The following is a 14,952-nucleotide window of genomic DNA, read 5'->3' on the forward strand; positions in this document are numbered from 1 at the left end:
CCACGCCGGGACCCTACGGGACCGCGCCCAAAGAAAAAAATACATACTGTAAACGTTGGTATAATCTCCGGTTATGCAGCTCGAAGCGCGGTTGCGGGCTTTTTCGGCGTTCGCCCGGCGCCGGTCCTTCTCGGCGGCGGCAAGCGAGCTTCGCATTAGCCAGCCCGCGGTCTCCAAACATATCGCCGATCTTGAGCAGCTTCTGGGATTGAAGCTCGTGGAGCGTGCGCGGCGAGATGGGTCGCTGACGAGCGCTGGCGAGTTCGTTGCGAACTACGTTTTGCGTGCCGAGTCCTTGCTCGCGCAATCGGTCCGCGGGGTGGACGAGCTTCGCAAGAGCGGTTCGGGGTCTTTGGTCATTGTCGCGTCGTGGTTGACCGGGACATACCTGCTTCCCGAGATCATCGCAGAGTTCAAATACATTCATCCGGGTGTTCTCGTTTCGCTCGAGCTCGGAACGGCAAAACAGGCGGTCGAACGGCTCCGATCGCATCGCGCCGAATTGGGATTCATCGCCGGCGCGGTCACCGGTCCCGAGATCGAGGCGGAGCCGCTCTTGGAAAACGACATTGTGATCGTGGGCAAGCCCGCTCTTCGTCCGCCACGGATTTCGCGCGACAGTCTCGAATCCTTGGCGTGGATTTCTCGCGAGGAAGGCTCGGCGACGCGGAGCTCTTCGGAAGTGGCGATGGCGCGTTTGGGGATTGCGCCCCGGCAGCGTTTGGAGCTTCCCTCCTATGAAGCTGTCGTGTCGGCCTTGAAGAGAGGCTACGGCATTTCGGCCATCCGCCGCTACGTCGTGGCCGATCAACTGAAGTCCGGAACTCTGGTGGTTTTCCCGGTTCGCGGCTGGAAGGTTAAGACAGTCGTCTCAGCGCTTCGCGTGCGCGACGTCGTTCTCACGCCTTCCGCTGAACAGTTCCAAAGCCTCGTGCGCGTGAGATTTGCCGAAATTGCTCGATTGCGGAAGCAGGCTGCGACCAGCTCCTAAACGCCTCGGGGCCAGCACCAACGGCCCTCCATCCTTCTCTCGACAGTGAGGACCATCCGCTGAACTTCGCGCTGTTGAGCACGTGACGACGAGCTGGCTGTGGTGAACTTGGCCGCCCGCCACTGCGCGAAATGTCCGCTTATGGCGCTTCGCGACGAACGCGCTGCCGATGAGGCGGGGCGTCAAGCCGGGCTTTTAGCCGCAAGGATTCTCAGGGGAGAGAAGCCAGCCGAATTGCCCGTGGCCGCAGTCCACAAAGGTGGAGCTGGTGATCAATTTGAAGACGGCAAAGGCACTCGGCATCACCTTTCTAATTTCGCTCCTTGGCCGCGCCGATGAGGTGATCGAGTGATTGGGCGGCGGGAGTTCATCGCGGGGCTGGGTGGTGTGGCGGCCTGAACCGTACCGAAATCTTCCGCCGTGCGGCCAGTTACGTGGACCGCATCCTACGCGGCGAAAAGCCGGGCGATCTGCCTGTGCAGGTCCCGACCCGATACGAGTTGCTGGTCCATCGCAAAGCGGCAGGTGTGTGGGGCATTACGCTTCCCGTTGAGTTATTGGCCACGGCTGATGACGTTCTAGATTGATGGAGGAGAGGCGTCCTGCGTCACAGCCAGTCAACGGCCAAATCGCTAACCTTGGAACGCCCAAAATTTTGACTTGAGGGCCGGTACAGCCGGGCTAAACTTGTCCCGTTACTTCCCCGCGACCATGCCCCTCGCCGACGCACCCATGGCGGGGGGCCTTTTTGTTGATGCGACCATGGACGTGAACAGCTCCCGTTTGCGAATCGCGCTTTCCCTCGTGGTACTGGCCGCCGGAATCTTGGTGGTCTACCGCGCGTACCAGATTGAAGCTCATGCATCCTATGGGACTGAGCACGCTAGATTTGATCGCTGAGGCTGGACTGACGCAGAAACCCTCAGTGCTGTTATAGGGGAGCGCAAGAAACTTGGCAGGTCGGCTCTTGCCCCATAGCCGACGTTCCGGTGACCTTCGCGTTTGACCCGCAGCAGACCTCAGACCGAGCAGGCTATGCGAAGAAGGGGTGCGGAGCGTCCCCTGTACCTTTTGTCTTCATCGTAGTGATGCACTGCTCGATTTCCGCATCTGTCATGTTCAAGCCGAACTCACCGCGCAGCACGTCGCGGTATTCTGTTTCGCTCTGAAGCCATCGCTTATCAGCGCGTCCATCGGCGTCGCGAACGGTGACACGCGAGTTGTACATAGTGATCCGCGTTCTATCGGGTCCTGGCCGGGCGGCAATGATGTTGCCTTGGTAAGGTGTCTCCGGATGGGTCCCGGTGTACCAGTTAGTAATCTCGTACTCGCCGTCGTAACGCGGGTAGGGAATGACACGATAAATGTGCTCCCATCCGTGCTTGAGGTGCGCCTGAAGCGTAAGTTCGCCTCCTACGTCGATGAAGCGCATGACCTCGTGGGGCGTATCCTGCTCAGTGTGGGGTTCGAGCCTCAGGGCGCAAGTCGGAGCGAGATTTCCGAAGCCCACGTCGGCGAGGTAGCGGCCTTCCGACAACTCCACCTGCATCAGCATATGGATCGCAGGCCGAGGCGCGTCGATTGCCATTCCCCGGATCACCCGTCCCTGAAGACTTGTGATCTGAAAGCCCAGAGAGCGCAGGCCAGCACGAAAGAGCATATTCTGCTCGAAACAGTATCCCCCGCGCTTCCCAAAGATCATCTTGCGCTCAAGCGTTTGCACGTCGAGCTTGGGTGTTCGCCCAAGCATAATGTCGAGCGTCTCGTATGAGATTGCGTGCGCGTGGGAAAAGATCAGCTTGTTGAGTGTTTCGAGCGTCGGTGTTCGCGGGCCGGAATAGCCTATGCGATCAAGCCAGGCTTGCTGGTCGAACGATGCTTCGCCCATGAATGTCCCCCGCTGCTAAGCTGAATTTAGCAGGCCCGACCCCAGGTCCGCATCTGGCACCGCTCGACCAATTCGGCAGGTCCGCTTCTTGGTCCCTGTTGGGGGTACTTCAGACATGACCCGGATGCCCCAAAACAGACGCCATTGACCGACAGGCGACATCGGTTGCTTGATTTTGCTGTGATGCACGATCAAGCCGCCAGTGGTAGGCTTCTTTAACTGAGGGCAACTTATGAGACGGCGGCAATTCATCTCGCTTCTTGGTGCGGCTGCGGTGTGGCCGCTGGGAGCACGCGCCCAACGACTCGATCAGGCGCGGCGGATCGGAATTTTGATGAATTTTGCCTCGAACGACCCGGAGGGTCAGGAACGCTTAGCAGCCTTTCTAGAGGCTTTCTCTAAACTCGGTTGGACTGAAGGTCAAAACCTGGCCGTAGACATTCGTTGGGCCGCCGACGATCCGGTTCGCAATCGCCAGTTCGCGGGAGAACTGATCGCGCTGTCGCCGGATGCTGTTCTTGCCTCCGCAAGTCCGAGCTTGGTGGCCCTACAGCGTGCGACGCGCAGCGTGCCGATTGTGTTTGCCAACGTTATCGATCCGGTCGGCGCCGGTTTCATTAATAGCTTGGCACGACCGGGCGGCAATGCCACCGGGTTTACTGCATTCGAATACAGCATCGGCGGTAAATGGCTCGAATTGCTCAAGGAGTTTGCACCGGCCGCGACACGCGTCGCCGTCGTTCGCGATCCAAACATTCCTGCGGGTGTCGGTCAGTTCGCCGCGATACAGTCAGCGGCATCCTCAAGAGCAGTGGAGCTTAGCGCGATCGATCAGAGCGACGTCGGCGCTATCAAAAGGGGTCTGTCAACATTTGCCCAGGAGCCCCACGGCGCCGTGATTATAGCAGCGAGTTCTACGGCGCTAACGCATCGGGAGTTGACTATTGCGTTGCTGACGCAATACCGCCTACCGAATATCTATCCGTTCCGCTACTACCCCAAGGCCGGATCGCTAGCGTCGTACGGGCCCAATCCGGTCAAGGATTACCAGCGCGCCGCTGGCTATATCGATCGAATTCTTAAAGGCGAAAAGCCCGCAGACCTGCCCGTGCAGACGCCCACCAAGTACGAACTGGTCATCAATTTCAAAACCGCTAAGACGCTTGGGCTCAACGTTCCACAGACGCTTCTCGCCACTGCTGACGAGGTGATAGAGTAACACGCCATTTGTTGCGCTGCCCTTGGTCTGTTTCTGGCACAAAGCTGACACTGTGCTCAACGTCGAGAATGTCGGTTAAGTGCCAGAAGCAGACATACTTTCCGATCACCCGCGCCCGATCCCAGACTGCTCAACCGCGCGTGAAGTGCCCGCCGTGCAGGCAATCAAGGTGACGGCCATGGTCGCAAACAGACTGGCCGTCGAGATACTGTGGGTGCGGTAGCCAATGCAGTTTCTGTTCGAGCCCACGGGTGACGGGCTCTCCCGCAAGCACAGCCGGCCCTCTGATCATGTTGAACGGCCATGTGCCGGCCGGCACCATTTCAACGAAGGCGCGCTTGAAGTGGACATCCTTGCCGAACACCTTCTCGAACTCGCCCGGCGCAATCACGCGGGCGGTCTTCGGATCGTTCAGGTCCGTGAATCCCACCAGCGTCGGGACCTGTTGTTCCGTGAGCGGCGCCGCACCAGCGAGGTTCGGCACGTCGCGATAGGTCAGGCCCGGGTGGATCGGCATGAACGCCGATCGCGTCAATTCCGCGATCCCCTCGACGCTGGCATGCGGTCCGGTGCCTAGCGCGGCCAGCACATTCCTGCCCTTACCGAGATTAACAAACACGGCGTCCCCGAGCACGCGCGTGCTTATGCCTTTGGCCCCCGGCATTTTGACGTCGTAGTCGGTGGTCCGCACCTCGATGACGCCAGAGCCGCGGTGCACCTCGCCGTCAACCACGGCCTCGATCGTCAACCGGAACCGGTGCACGTAGGTCGGGCTCTCGACCGACCGCCAGACAACGGACGCGGCGACGATCACGATGGCGGCCGCGACGGTCGTGGCGATGGCGCGGATCACGCGAAAGCCGACCCTGTCGAGCATCACGTCGATCTTGTGTCATTTCGGTTGGCGAAACGTATCCTGGCTCCGTTGCGCTGGAAGCGTGATGGAGTTGCGCGCCAGTGGCGGCGCATTCAAACGACCGTTGCTCTTGGTATTGCCAGCGCCCGAGCTCGTGACACCGGTCATCCGATCCAAGGCCGACGTGGTGGGGGCCGATTGTATCTTTGCCGGTGCGGCACTGTTCACATGGATCACAGCCTTGTTGCCGCCGGTCGGGCCTTGGCTGCTGCCTTGCCGTTCAAACGCCGCGCGCGTGGTAAGCCGCGCCGCCGGTTGTTGCTGCTGCGTCGGATGGACGCCCAATTTGGTCACCGGCTTGTAGCGCTCCGGCTTGTCGGACGCGGCGCCGCTCGGCGTGGTGCTGGCCGGGGTGGTGCTCGCCGTCTTGGACGGCGTCGACGTGGTTGTAGTTGTCGGCGTTGAACTGGATGTGGTTGTCGTCGGTGGTTGTTTAGACGTGGTTGTTGCGGTCGGTGGGTTATATGGCGTCAGCTTGCCGCCATTTGCCGTTGCATTTTCCTCCATGGTGTGTCGCGCGCCGTACGGGGCGTCGGGGGTGCCCCGCACGAAAGCCGGCGGCTTGGGACGCGACGCCAAGTATTGATTCCACTGCGCATCCGACCAGGATTTGGGTCTGGCAATGGTTTTCGGTGGCGGCGGCGTGTAGGACAGATGTGGATCACCAGTCTGTAGGAAGTTCTTGAGTTCTTGCTCGTTTGTTATCCGACCCGCCGCCCTTTCGCGACCAATGAGCTGCGATCGCTGTGACCACGTCATGTTCTTGGGATCGTTCGGATCCTGCCCCGGCTCATAGGTCTTGGGACCCGGCTCGGTATGAACATCCGCCGTGGTGGCTCCGGTGGAAGCGGGAAGCGGCGCGCCCAGATTCGCCGGCTCCGGGCACCACCCGGGATTGACGCTCCCACCAAGCAAAGTCGCCATCAAAACACCAATCGAAATGATGCGCACAAAAGCCCCCGTTGAAATGCCAATCAACAACCTTAGCGGCGAGTATGCGCGACCGCATTAACATTTGCTATTTGGAACTGGCCCGATGCGGCGCCCATTTCTGGTTCTAAAACGCACGGCATTGAGCGTAGAACGAGTGGAAACATCGAAGCTGCATATGTCCGCTGTGGGTCATTTGCGTTGATTTTGACGCATGGGCCTGATGTCCGTTTGAGCCCATATCGCGACCAAACCGCAGGCTAGGGCCGATGTCGGCTAAGTGCCAATAGGCGACATGGACGTGCGCCTATTCCGTCACCTCGTCGGAGCGACCGCCGGAGCCGCGGCCGGCGGGCTGCCTAGTCCTCTTTATTTGGCAGGCTTTGCTTGAGGCTATCGCTGTTGCAGAGGCCGTGTCGAGCACGCTTAAAATCCACGGTGCCTCCGTGATGCTCGGGAAATACGCGCGAAGCAAGCTCCAAGAGAAAGGCCGAATCGGCATAACGCCTATTTACCTCAAACGGTTGCGGTGGAACCGCCGTAATGGCTGAGCGTTGTTGGGCCGAAACTGGAATCCACTGGATCGAATCTCCCATGAGCGGCGAGCCACGCAAGCTGACTCGAGCAGCCACCGGCGTTGTCGGCCTCGACGCCGTGCTTGGCGGCGGGCTGGCGCGTAACCGGCTGCATTTGCTTGAAGGCAGTCCCGGCACCGGCAAGACGACCATTGCTCTGCAATTTCTGTTGGAGGGCGCGAAACTCGACGAGGCCGGAATATATGTGAGCTTGGCAGAGACAGAGGAAGAGCTTCGCGACGGCGCAGCTTCGCATGGCTGGAGCATTCCAGATCAAGTGAAGATTTTCGAGCTAATCCCTCCGGAAAGCGTCATCGACTCGGACCAGCACCAGAGTCTTCTTTATTCCTCCGATCTGGAATTGGGCGAAACCACACAACGAATTTTCGAGGAGATCGAGCGCGTCCAGCCTAAACGCGTGGTCATCGACAGCCTATCGGAAATCCGCCTGCTGGCGCAAAACTCATTGCGCTACCGTCGACAGATCCTAGCTCTAAAGCACTACTTTGCACGGCATCAATCAACCGTCGTCATGCTGGACGACCTCACCACCGAAACCACCGATCGCGCCGTCCACAGTATCGCGCACAGTGTGATCCATCTCGATCAGCTCGCGCCGATCTATGGCGGCGAACGGCGCCGATTGCGCATCGTTAAGTGCCGCGGGCAATCGTTTCGAGGTGGCTATCACGACTTCAGCATCAATCCTGGCGGCATCGATGTCTTTCCGCGACTAGTCGCGGCCGAGCAACGCAAGGGTATCAAGGGCACCCTATTCAAAAGCGGCATTGCCGAGCTGGATGCACTTCTCGGCGGGGGCTTATCGACCGGCTCGAGCACACTGGTGATCGGTCCGGCAGGCGTTGGCAAATCTTTGCTGGTGCTTCAATTCATCGACGCCGCAGTTAAGCGCGGCGAGCGTGCCGCGCTGTTCGTCTTCGATGAGGAAGTCGGCCATCTGATCGCGCGGTCGGCCGCCCTAGGCATTGATCTTCAGGCCATGTGTGACGCCCGGAAGCTGTTCATCGAGCAGATGGACGCCGCCGAGCTTTCGCCCGGTCAATTCTCTCACCGCGTCCGCAGCAGGGTCGAGGAAGAGGGCAGCCAGGTGGTGGTCATCGACAGCCTCAGCGGATACGAGGCGGCCATGCCGGAAGAGCAGTTTGTCGTTCTGCATCTGCACGAGCTGATCCAGTATCTCAATCGGCGGGGTGTTGCGACGTTCATCACGCTCGCCCAGCACGGCATGCTCGGCGACATGAGGCAGAGCGTCGACGTCACCTACATCGCCGACACCGTCGTTCTGTTACGCTTCTTCGAAGCCGTAGGCCGGGTCCGCCGAGCCATATCGGTGATCAAGAAGCGCAGCGGACCGCATGAAGACACCATCCGCGAATTCCGTATCAACAGCGAAAAAGGCGTCACCCTGGGACCTGTGCTCGAGGAGTTTCAGGGCGTGTTGCGGGGCGTTCCGACCTATGTCGGCAAAGGAATGCCGCCGCAAGGAGCCACTCGGGAATGACCGACGACATAGCCTCCCGCACGCTCATCCTGGCGCCGCAAGGCCGCGACGCCATGGTTGCAAAGGGGTTGTTGCGAGACGCGGGTCTTCGTTCGGATGTTTGCATCGACCTTGCGGAGTTTCTCCAGGAACTCCGGCGCGGGGCCGATACGGCGATCGTAACCGAAGAAGCCGTGCGCTTTGCCGATATCAGGCCGCTCGCCGCCTGGGTCTCGGACCAGCCGGCATGGTCGGATTTTCCATTCGTCGTACTGACCGGCCACGGCGGCGGCATCGAACGCAATCCCGATGCTGCCAAGCTTATGCAGACGTTCGGCAACGTCACGTTCCTGGAGCGGCCCTTTCATCCGACTACGTTGCTGAGCGTGGTTCAGTCAGGATTGCGCAGCCGCGTCAAACAGCATGAATGCCGCAGGCTCAACGAAGAACTGGAAGCCCGCGTCAGGGACCGGACCGCGGAACTCGCCGCCGCCAACCATCAGCTTCGATCGCAGATCGAGGAGCGCGAAAAAGTCGAATCGACATTGCGGCAGATGCAGCGGTTGGAGGCGGTTGGACAGTTAACCTCCGGTGTTGCGCATGACTTCAACAATCTGCTGACCGTGGTGCTGGGCAACATCTCTTTTCTTGAAAAAGGCCTTGCCGCGATGGGGATCGACGGCAAAATAAAGCAGCGGCTCGCAAATATGCGAATGGCCGCCGAACGCGGCGCCAAGCTGACCGATCAGCTGCTGTCATTTTCGCGCCGGCAGCGACTGGAGCCGCGCTCACTCGATGTCAACGCTGCCGTCACCGAGATGCGGGGCCTGTTGCAGAGCACATTGGGCGGCAGCATCCAGATCGAAACGCAGCTCGAGAAGGATACGCTGTCGGCGTTGACCGACCCAACCCAGCTCGAGCTTGCGGTGCTCAATCTCGCCATCAATGCACGAGACGCCATGGAGGGTATCGGCACGCTCACGATCCGGACCGGGAACGCCAAGCTTGGTCCGCCGCTGCGGCCCGAAGAGCCCGCGGCCGGCGAATACGTCATGGTGTCCGTGTCCGATACTGGCACCGGCATGACCGAAGAGGTCCGGGCCAAGGCGTTTGAACCGTTTTTCACAACCAAGGATCCGGGCAAGGGATCAGGACTGGGATTGAGCCAGATCCTGGGTTTTGCGAAGCAATCCGGCGGTGGTATCCGGCTCGAGAGCCGCCTCAACGAAGGCACCAACATCCGCATCTACCTGCCGCGCGCCCAGGACAAGGTCGATCTGCCGAAAGAGTCAAGCGCGACGATCCTGTCAGGCTATTTCGGCGGTTCGACCATCCTGCTCGTCGACGACGACGATGCGGTGCGAGAAGTCACCGCATCGATGCTCCGAGATATGGGTTATGTCGTGGTCGAGGCCGGAAGCGGTGGCGCGGCCTTGGAGGTGGTCCAGAGCGGCATTCAGCTCGAGCTGGTGCTGCTCGATTTCGCGATGCCGGGAATGAACGGCGCCGAACTTGCCCGGCAAATTCAGATCAAGCGGCCGACATTACCGTTTTTGTTCATCACTGGGTTTGTCGACCAGTCGGAGCTATCGGGCGTGAGCGAAGCCTTTATCGTCAGAAAGCCATTTGTCGACGACGAATTGGGCACCAAGATCAGAACTCTTCTCGGCAAGCCGGACGCCGACAAGATCGTTCGGCTGAGAGAAAAGGCATAGCGGCGTTGGGCTGAAACCGGAATGCCGACGCGCTGCGCTGGGGGCAGAGGTGAGTGCTGGCCAGTGTCGTGAAGTTCTTTGCGCGCCAAGTCGTAGGCGTCGGCCATGATCTTGGTCAGGTCCGGCCCAAAGGCCCGATGTCCGCTTAGGGTCGGTCAATCACGTCGATTTTGGCCTATGGCCGGGATGTCGGCTGTGCACCCGGAAGCCGACATGACAGCGGACATGCTCTGAGGTCGGCGAGGTGCCAATTGCAGACCTGAGCAGGTGCAGCAAACTCAGCAAACTTACTCGATCACCTCGTCAGCGGTAGCCCGCAGCGTCGGCGGCACGCGGAGGCCAAGTGCCTTGGCCGTGGTCAGATTGATCCAGATGAACTTTTTCGGTACTTGCACCGGTAGGTCGGCTGGTTTGGCTCCGCGCAGGATGCCGCGTTTCAAAGCGGATATTCCGCCCTTCGGCGAAATTGTGCTCCGACATTCCTGCCTTGGACCGCTCGACCGCACCTCCGCCGGAGGCGGTGCCACCTACGCTCGCCAAGCGAATCGCGCATTATGGTCGCTCGGCGGTCCGTCAATCTGCCTTGATGTTGGCTTCGCGAATGACCTTCGACCATTTGACGGTCTCGGCGCGAAACAGAGCGGCGGCCTGTTCCGGTGTAGTGTCGACCGCGATGAACCCGAGTGCCTCCATCTTCTCCTGAATGTCAGGCAACGCGATGGCCTTCACGATCTCGCGGTGGAGCAGGTGGATCACGTCCTTCGGCGTTCCGGCCGGCACGATGAACGCGAACCATCCCTCCCCCTCGATATCCGGGTAACCGGCTTCCGCCATTGTCGGCACGTCGGGAAGAGCCGGTGACCGCGTCGGACTGGTTACGGCTAATGCCCGCAGCTTGCCTTCCTTGATCTGCGGCACGGCGGGCGGCAGCGACGTGAAGACGATCGGCGTGTGGCCTGCGAGCGTCGCCGTGACGGCCGGGCCCGCGCTGTTGAACGGCACATGGACCAAGTCCAGGCCAAGCGCGAGGCGGAAGAGCTCACCGATGAGGTGCGGTGGGGTGGCTGTCCCCGGCGACGCAAAGCTGTACTTTGGTCCGCCCCTCTTGATCAGGGTCACCAGCTCCCGGACGCTCGTCGCCGGCACCGATGGGTGAACCGACAGAACGATCGGCGCCCTGACAGCCACCGTGACCGGCTCGAAATCCTTCTGCTCGTACGGCACTCTCTCGTACATCACCGGATTGACGACGATGTTCGGCGGCACGACGACCACCGTGTGGCCGTCGGCAGCCGCTTTCGCGGCTTGGCCCAATCCGATATTGCCCCCTGCTCCACCGACATTATCGACATAGAATGGCTTGCCGAGCTGCTCGGAGAGCTTCTGCGCCGTTAGCCGCGCCAGGATGTCGGTTGGACCACTCGGTGCGTAGGGGACCAGGAAACGAACCGGGCCTGCCGGATATGCGGCTGCCAGGACCATGGAGGGCGCACACAGAGCCGACGCCGCGGCCAGCCTCAGAAATTCCCGTCGCAGCAGCGTCATATGGGACCTCCTTGTGAGCAAGATCCCCGATACCATCCGGCGCTTTCGGCGGGTATTATATCGATTCAGCAAAATCCATATTGAAAAGGCTATGTCATGGAGCTGCGCCATCTTCGGCATTTTGTCGCGGTTGCGGAAGAAGGCCACATCACGCGAGCCGCGGAGCGCCTTGGGCTGCAACAGCCCCCGCTCAGCCAGCGCATCAAGGCCATTGAGGACGAGCTTGGCGTACAGCTCTTCCGCCGCAGGCCGCGAGGGGTGGAGATGACAGAAGCAGGCCGTGTTTTTCTCGAGCGCGCACGTGCAACGCTTGCGCATTATGACGGCGCCTTCGAGGCAACACGCAGCGCGGCGCGCGGCGAGCAGGGGCGCCTCTGTATCGGCATCCAGCCCACGACGCTCTTTCATCCCTTCGTCCCGTCTGTCATCCGCGCGTTCCGGACAGCTTACCCGCAGGTATCGCTCACGTTGGACGAGTGTCTCCGGACCGAACAAATCGAGCGACTGCGAAACCTCCAGCTCGATGTCGGCTTTCTCCGAAGCAAGCTTGATGATCAGAAGGACTTCCTTGTTTTTCCGCTGCTGAACGAGCCGTTGGTGGCGGCGTTGCCGAGCAACCATTCGCTCGCGCGGGCCGGCCGACGCACCGCGTTGCTATCTCTGAAGGACCTTGCCGACGAGCAGTTCATCATTTATGCGCGCCAACACGGGCCGGCATTCTATGAGACGACGATGGCAGCATGCCTGAAGGCGGGGTTTACGCCGCGCCTTGGTCAGGAAGCTCCACGCATTACCTCGGCCCTTAGCCTGGTCGCCGTCGGGCTCGGCGTATCGCTGGTGCCGGCTTGCATGCAAAACATGACAATGAATGGTGTCGTGTATCGCAGGCTACAAGGTGCCATTCAGCCGAAGGCCGGGCTTCTGCTCGGCTTGCGCCGGGGCGACGGGTCCCCTGTTGTTCGGAACTTTGTGAACCTCGTTCGGAAGACTGCGAACACATTTACGTAGCGGCGTCCGCTTCGGTTTTGGTCGTGTTAAAACTGCATAGCGCGCCGTGCGCGTAGAAACGCATGGGTGAAATTGGCCATCAAGGGGTTCAATCATACTGCGCAGGCGGCTCGAAGTGGTGTTGGAAAATTGTATTTTCTACATTTTTCCGCGGTATGAGCTTTCACACTGCGCGCGCGCCAATCGCGGCCACATCACCGCACCGCCAATCAGCGTGACAAACTCGCATCGCCTCATGTGTCGCCCGCACCGAAACATCGTCTATCGCCGGGAGATTGACGCAGGAATCGTATCGGCTAACGCGATGTTCCAGAAGGAGGCTTTCCGACGCAGGCGGATACGGCTTTGGGTCATTTTCGACTGGCCATGCAGCCCCCGGCGCCACCCGTTGTCGGCTGTCGCTTCAACAACGGACATGCGGTCGCGTGGAAGCCGAACAACGCGATGTGCCAATAGGCAACTTCACTCGATCACGTCGTCGGCGCTTACCAGCAGCCCTGGGGGCACGGTGAGACCGAGTGCTTTCGCCGTACGGAGATTGAGCGTTGTCTTGTAATTTACTGGCACTTGTACCGGCAGATTGACGGGTTTTTCGCCACGCAGAATGCGATCAACGTAGGTGGCCGCCTGTCGAGACAATTCGTTCCGATCGGTCTCATAAGATAAGAGACCACCAGCGACAACGTAGTATCGACCCGTATAGACGGCAGGCAAGCGAAGTCGCGCCGCTGTGTCAATAATGACCTCCCGATGCTTACTCATTGTGGGATCGGGCAATGGCAAAAACCCGCCATTCGGAGACTGCGCGAACGCTTCCAAAGCACTCACAATCTCGGTCGCACTTTCAATGCGGAGGGGCACGAGCTTGATCGCGAGCGCGGAGGCTAGCGACTCAGCCATCCGCCAATAGTAATCAAACGGTGTCGTCTTTGGATTGCCCACAAAAGCAACCCGGGTCACGTGGGGGGCTATCTCCTTCAGCATCGAAAGCCACTTACCGGCAATGCTGGCGTCGTAAAGCATGAAACCTGTGACGTTAGAGTTAGGCCGCGCCAAGTGCGTAACGAAGCCTGAACCAATGGGATCAGAGACGTTGATAAATACGATTGGAATGTCGCTCGTCTCGTTTCGCAGGGCCTCAACCATTCCGGTCGTATGCGCCATTACGACCTCAGGTCGCAGACCGACAATCTCTTTCGCGAGCGCGGGAGCTTGGTCACTGGACGCAGCAAAACGGACGTGGAGGCGAATGTTGCGGTCCACAATCCAGCCTAGCTCTTCGAGACCTCGCCGGAACGCTGCGATCCGCGTGGCACCTTCAAGGTCGTCTCTAGGAACGGCAAGTAGTACGCCAATGTTGCGCACCCGCTCCGCCGCCTGCCCCCACGCAGAGATCGGTGATGCAATGCTTGCGCTACCGACAAGTCCCAAAAATTTCCGCCGCCTCATCACGCCCCCCGGCTACGGACGGACATAGTACCGACTTAAGCCACCAGGCAGGAAGGGGTACGATTGACCCAATTCGCATCTCCGAGATGGGTCAAACACGTCATTTTTCGACCCTGGTCGAGGATGTAATAGCAGCCGTGGGAGCCGACATCGATTTCGGTCGAGAAGTGCCAAAAGAAGACATTGCGGCAGTTCAAAGTTATCGCTTCGCTCGCCAAGGCGCTGGGCCGAACCGTTCGCTCAAGAAATCAAGAAAGACCCTGACTTTTGGCGTCCGTTGTCGACCCGGCGGCAGCATTGCCCACAGCGGAAAGCTCTCCGGCTCCTGAAAATCCTTCAGGAGTGGTTCCAACAGTCCCTGCTGGATCGCGCTTGCAACGACGTTGTCTCCAAAGCGGATGATGCCCAATCCCTCGATCGCGAGCTTGAGCAGCATATGCGCGGTATCAGCTGCGACGGGACCCTTGACCTCCACCTGGGCTAGTTCGCCATCAATTCGAAACGGCCACCGGTTGGCGCCCGGAAAGTGACTGAGGATCAAACAGGCGTGGCGAGCAAGATCCGAAGGATGGTTAGGTCGACCGTAGCGGGCGAGGTATTTCGGGCTGGCGCAAACCACCTGCGTCAAGTCGACAATTTTGGACGCGACCAGCGTCGAGTCGTCCAGCCGTCCTACCCGCAGCGCGACGTCGATGTTGTCGGCAATCAGATCGACCGAACGGTTCGTCACCAGAAAATCGAACGTGATGCGGGGATAGCGCGCCAGGAAATCCGGCAGCGCGGGCGCCAAATGGTCGACGGCGAAGGTAGGAAATGCATGAACTCGCAGTTGGCCGCGCGGCGAGGTGCGCGTCACTGCGATTTCGGCTTCCGCGCTTTCTATGGCCCGAAGAATGTCTCGGGCCCGATCGAGATAGATTTCCCCCTCATGGGTCAGCGCCAAGCGCCTGGTGGTTCTATTAATCAGCCGCACACCAAGGCGAAGCTCCAATCGCGTGATGAGCTTCGAGACCGCGGAAGGTGATACGCCGATGTCCTCGGCCGCGGCGGCGAAGCTTCCGCGCTCGATCACGCGCTGGAAAACGCCCATCTCATTAGGCGGGCTGACCATATTCAAGAATTCTATTCACGAGTGAAGCGAACTCGGGCCTGATTATCTTTCACTTTACATGAATTAAGGTCCGGATGTCGATCAAGCTCTCTGGTTGCGGGCAT

Annotated in this window: 11 protein-coding genes and 1 pseudogene; 6 read left to right on the forward strand and 6 right to left on the reverse strand. The window is 59.9% G+C overall.

Annotated features, from left to right (window positions below; genetic code table 11):
* Positions 1-73: 73 nt before the first annotated feature.
* Positions 74-991, forward strand: a complete 918-nt coding sequence (locus tag RHPLAN_RS30385; protein WP_068026364.1) for a LysR substrate-binding domain-containing protein — start codon at positions 74-76, stop codon at positions 989-991.
* 377 nt (positions 992-1,368) lie between these two features.
* Positions 1,369-1,578, forward strand: a pseudogene (locus tag RHPLAN_RS41090) (ABC transporter substrate binding protein); the annotation flags it as partial.
* A gap of 446 nt (positions 1,579-2,024) precedes the next feature.
* Here the strand turns inward: RHPLAN_RS41090 and RHPLAN_RS30395 are convergent.
* A complete protein-coding gene (locus tag RHPLAN_RS30395; protein ID WP_068026369.1) occupies positions 2,025-2,879 on the reverse strand; it encodes an arylamine N-acetyltransferase family protein in 855 nt (284 codons plus the stop codon).
* A gap of 232 nt (positions 2,880-3,111) precedes the next feature.
* Between RHPLAN_RS30395 and RHPLAN_RS30400 the strand changes: the two genes are divergently transcribed.
* Positions 3,112-4,098: an ABC transporter substrate-binding protein gene (locus tag RHPLAN_RS30400; protein ID WP_068026372.1), complete on the forward strand. Its 987-nt coding sequence runs from the start codon at positions 3,112-3,114 to the stop codon at positions 4,096-4,098.
* 130 nt (positions 4,099-4,228) lie between these two features.
* On the opposite strand, the gene RHPLAN_RS30405 is transcribed toward RHPLAN_RS30400, so the two are convergent.
* A complete protein-coding gene (locus RHPLAN_RS30405) occupies positions 4,229-4,975 on the reverse strand; it encodes a hypothetical protein (protein WP_068026375.1) in 747 nt (248 codons plus the stop codon).
* Between the two features lie 15 nt (positions 4,976-4,990).
* Entirely contained in the window at positions 4,991-5,965 is a 975-nt protein-coding gene (locus RHPLAN_RS39825) for a hypothetical protein (RefSeq protein WP_157100590.1), read from the reverse strand.
* Between the two features lie 573 nt (positions 5,966-6,538).
* Between RHPLAN_RS39825 and RHPLAN_RS30420 the strand changes: the two genes are divergently transcribed.
* Positions 6,539-8,041 (forward strand): ATPase domain-containing protein, encoded by a 1,503-nt coding sequence (locus tag RHPLAN_RS30420; protein WP_068026384.1) that lies wholly within the window; start codon positions 6,539-6,541, stop codon positions 8,039-8,041.
* Complete coding sequence (locus tag RHPLAN_RS30425) at positions 8,038-9,735, forward strand: response regulator (protein WP_068026387.1); 1,698 nt, start codon at positions 8,038-8,040, stop codon at positions 9,733-9,735. Before RHPLAN_RS30420 ends, RHPLAN_RS30425 begins: the two co-directional genes overlap by 4 nt.
* 573 nt (positions 9,736-10,308) lie before the next feature.
* Here RHPLAN_RS30425 and RHPLAN_RS30430 read toward each other — a convergent pair.
* The gene (locus RHPLAN_RS30430; protein WP_068026390.1) at positions 10,309-11,280 is read right to left on the reverse strand and encodes a Bug family tripartite tricarboxylate transporter substrate binding protein; all 972 of its coding nucleotides are present in this window, start codon (positions 11,278-11,280) and stop codon (positions 10,309-10,311) included.
* Between the two features lie 96 nt (positions 11,281-11,376).
* On the opposite strand from RHPLAN_RS30430, the gene RHPLAN_RS30435 reads away from it, so the two are divergent.
* Entirely contained in the window at positions 11,377-12,288 is a 912-nt protein-coding gene (locus tag RHPLAN_RS30435; RefSeq protein ID WP_068026393.1) for a LysR family transcriptional regulator, read from the forward strand.
* 462 nt (positions 12,289-12,750) lie between these two features.
* Here RHPLAN_RS30435 and RHPLAN_RS30440 read toward each other — a convergent pair whose 3' ends face one another.
* Positions 12,751-13,737 (reverse strand): ABC transporter substrate-binding protein, encoded by a 987-nt coding sequence (locus tag RHPLAN_RS30440; protein WP_084245913.1) that lies wholly within the window; start codon positions 13,735-13,737, stop codon positions 12,751-12,753.
* A 199-nt stretch (positions 13,738-13,936) separates the two neighbouring features.
* Entirely contained in the window at positions 13,937-14,848 is a 912-nt protein-coding gene (locus RHPLAN_RS30445) for a LysR family transcriptional regulator (protein ID WP_068026398.1), read from the reverse strand.
* Positions 14,849-14,952 lie beyond the last annotated feature (104 nt).

Origin of the sequence: Rhodoplanes sp. Z2-YC6860 (genome assembly GCF_001579845.1) — a bacterium.
Lineage (GTDB): Bacteria > Pseudomonadota > Alphaproteobacteria > Rhizobiales > Xanthobacteraceae > Z2-YC6860.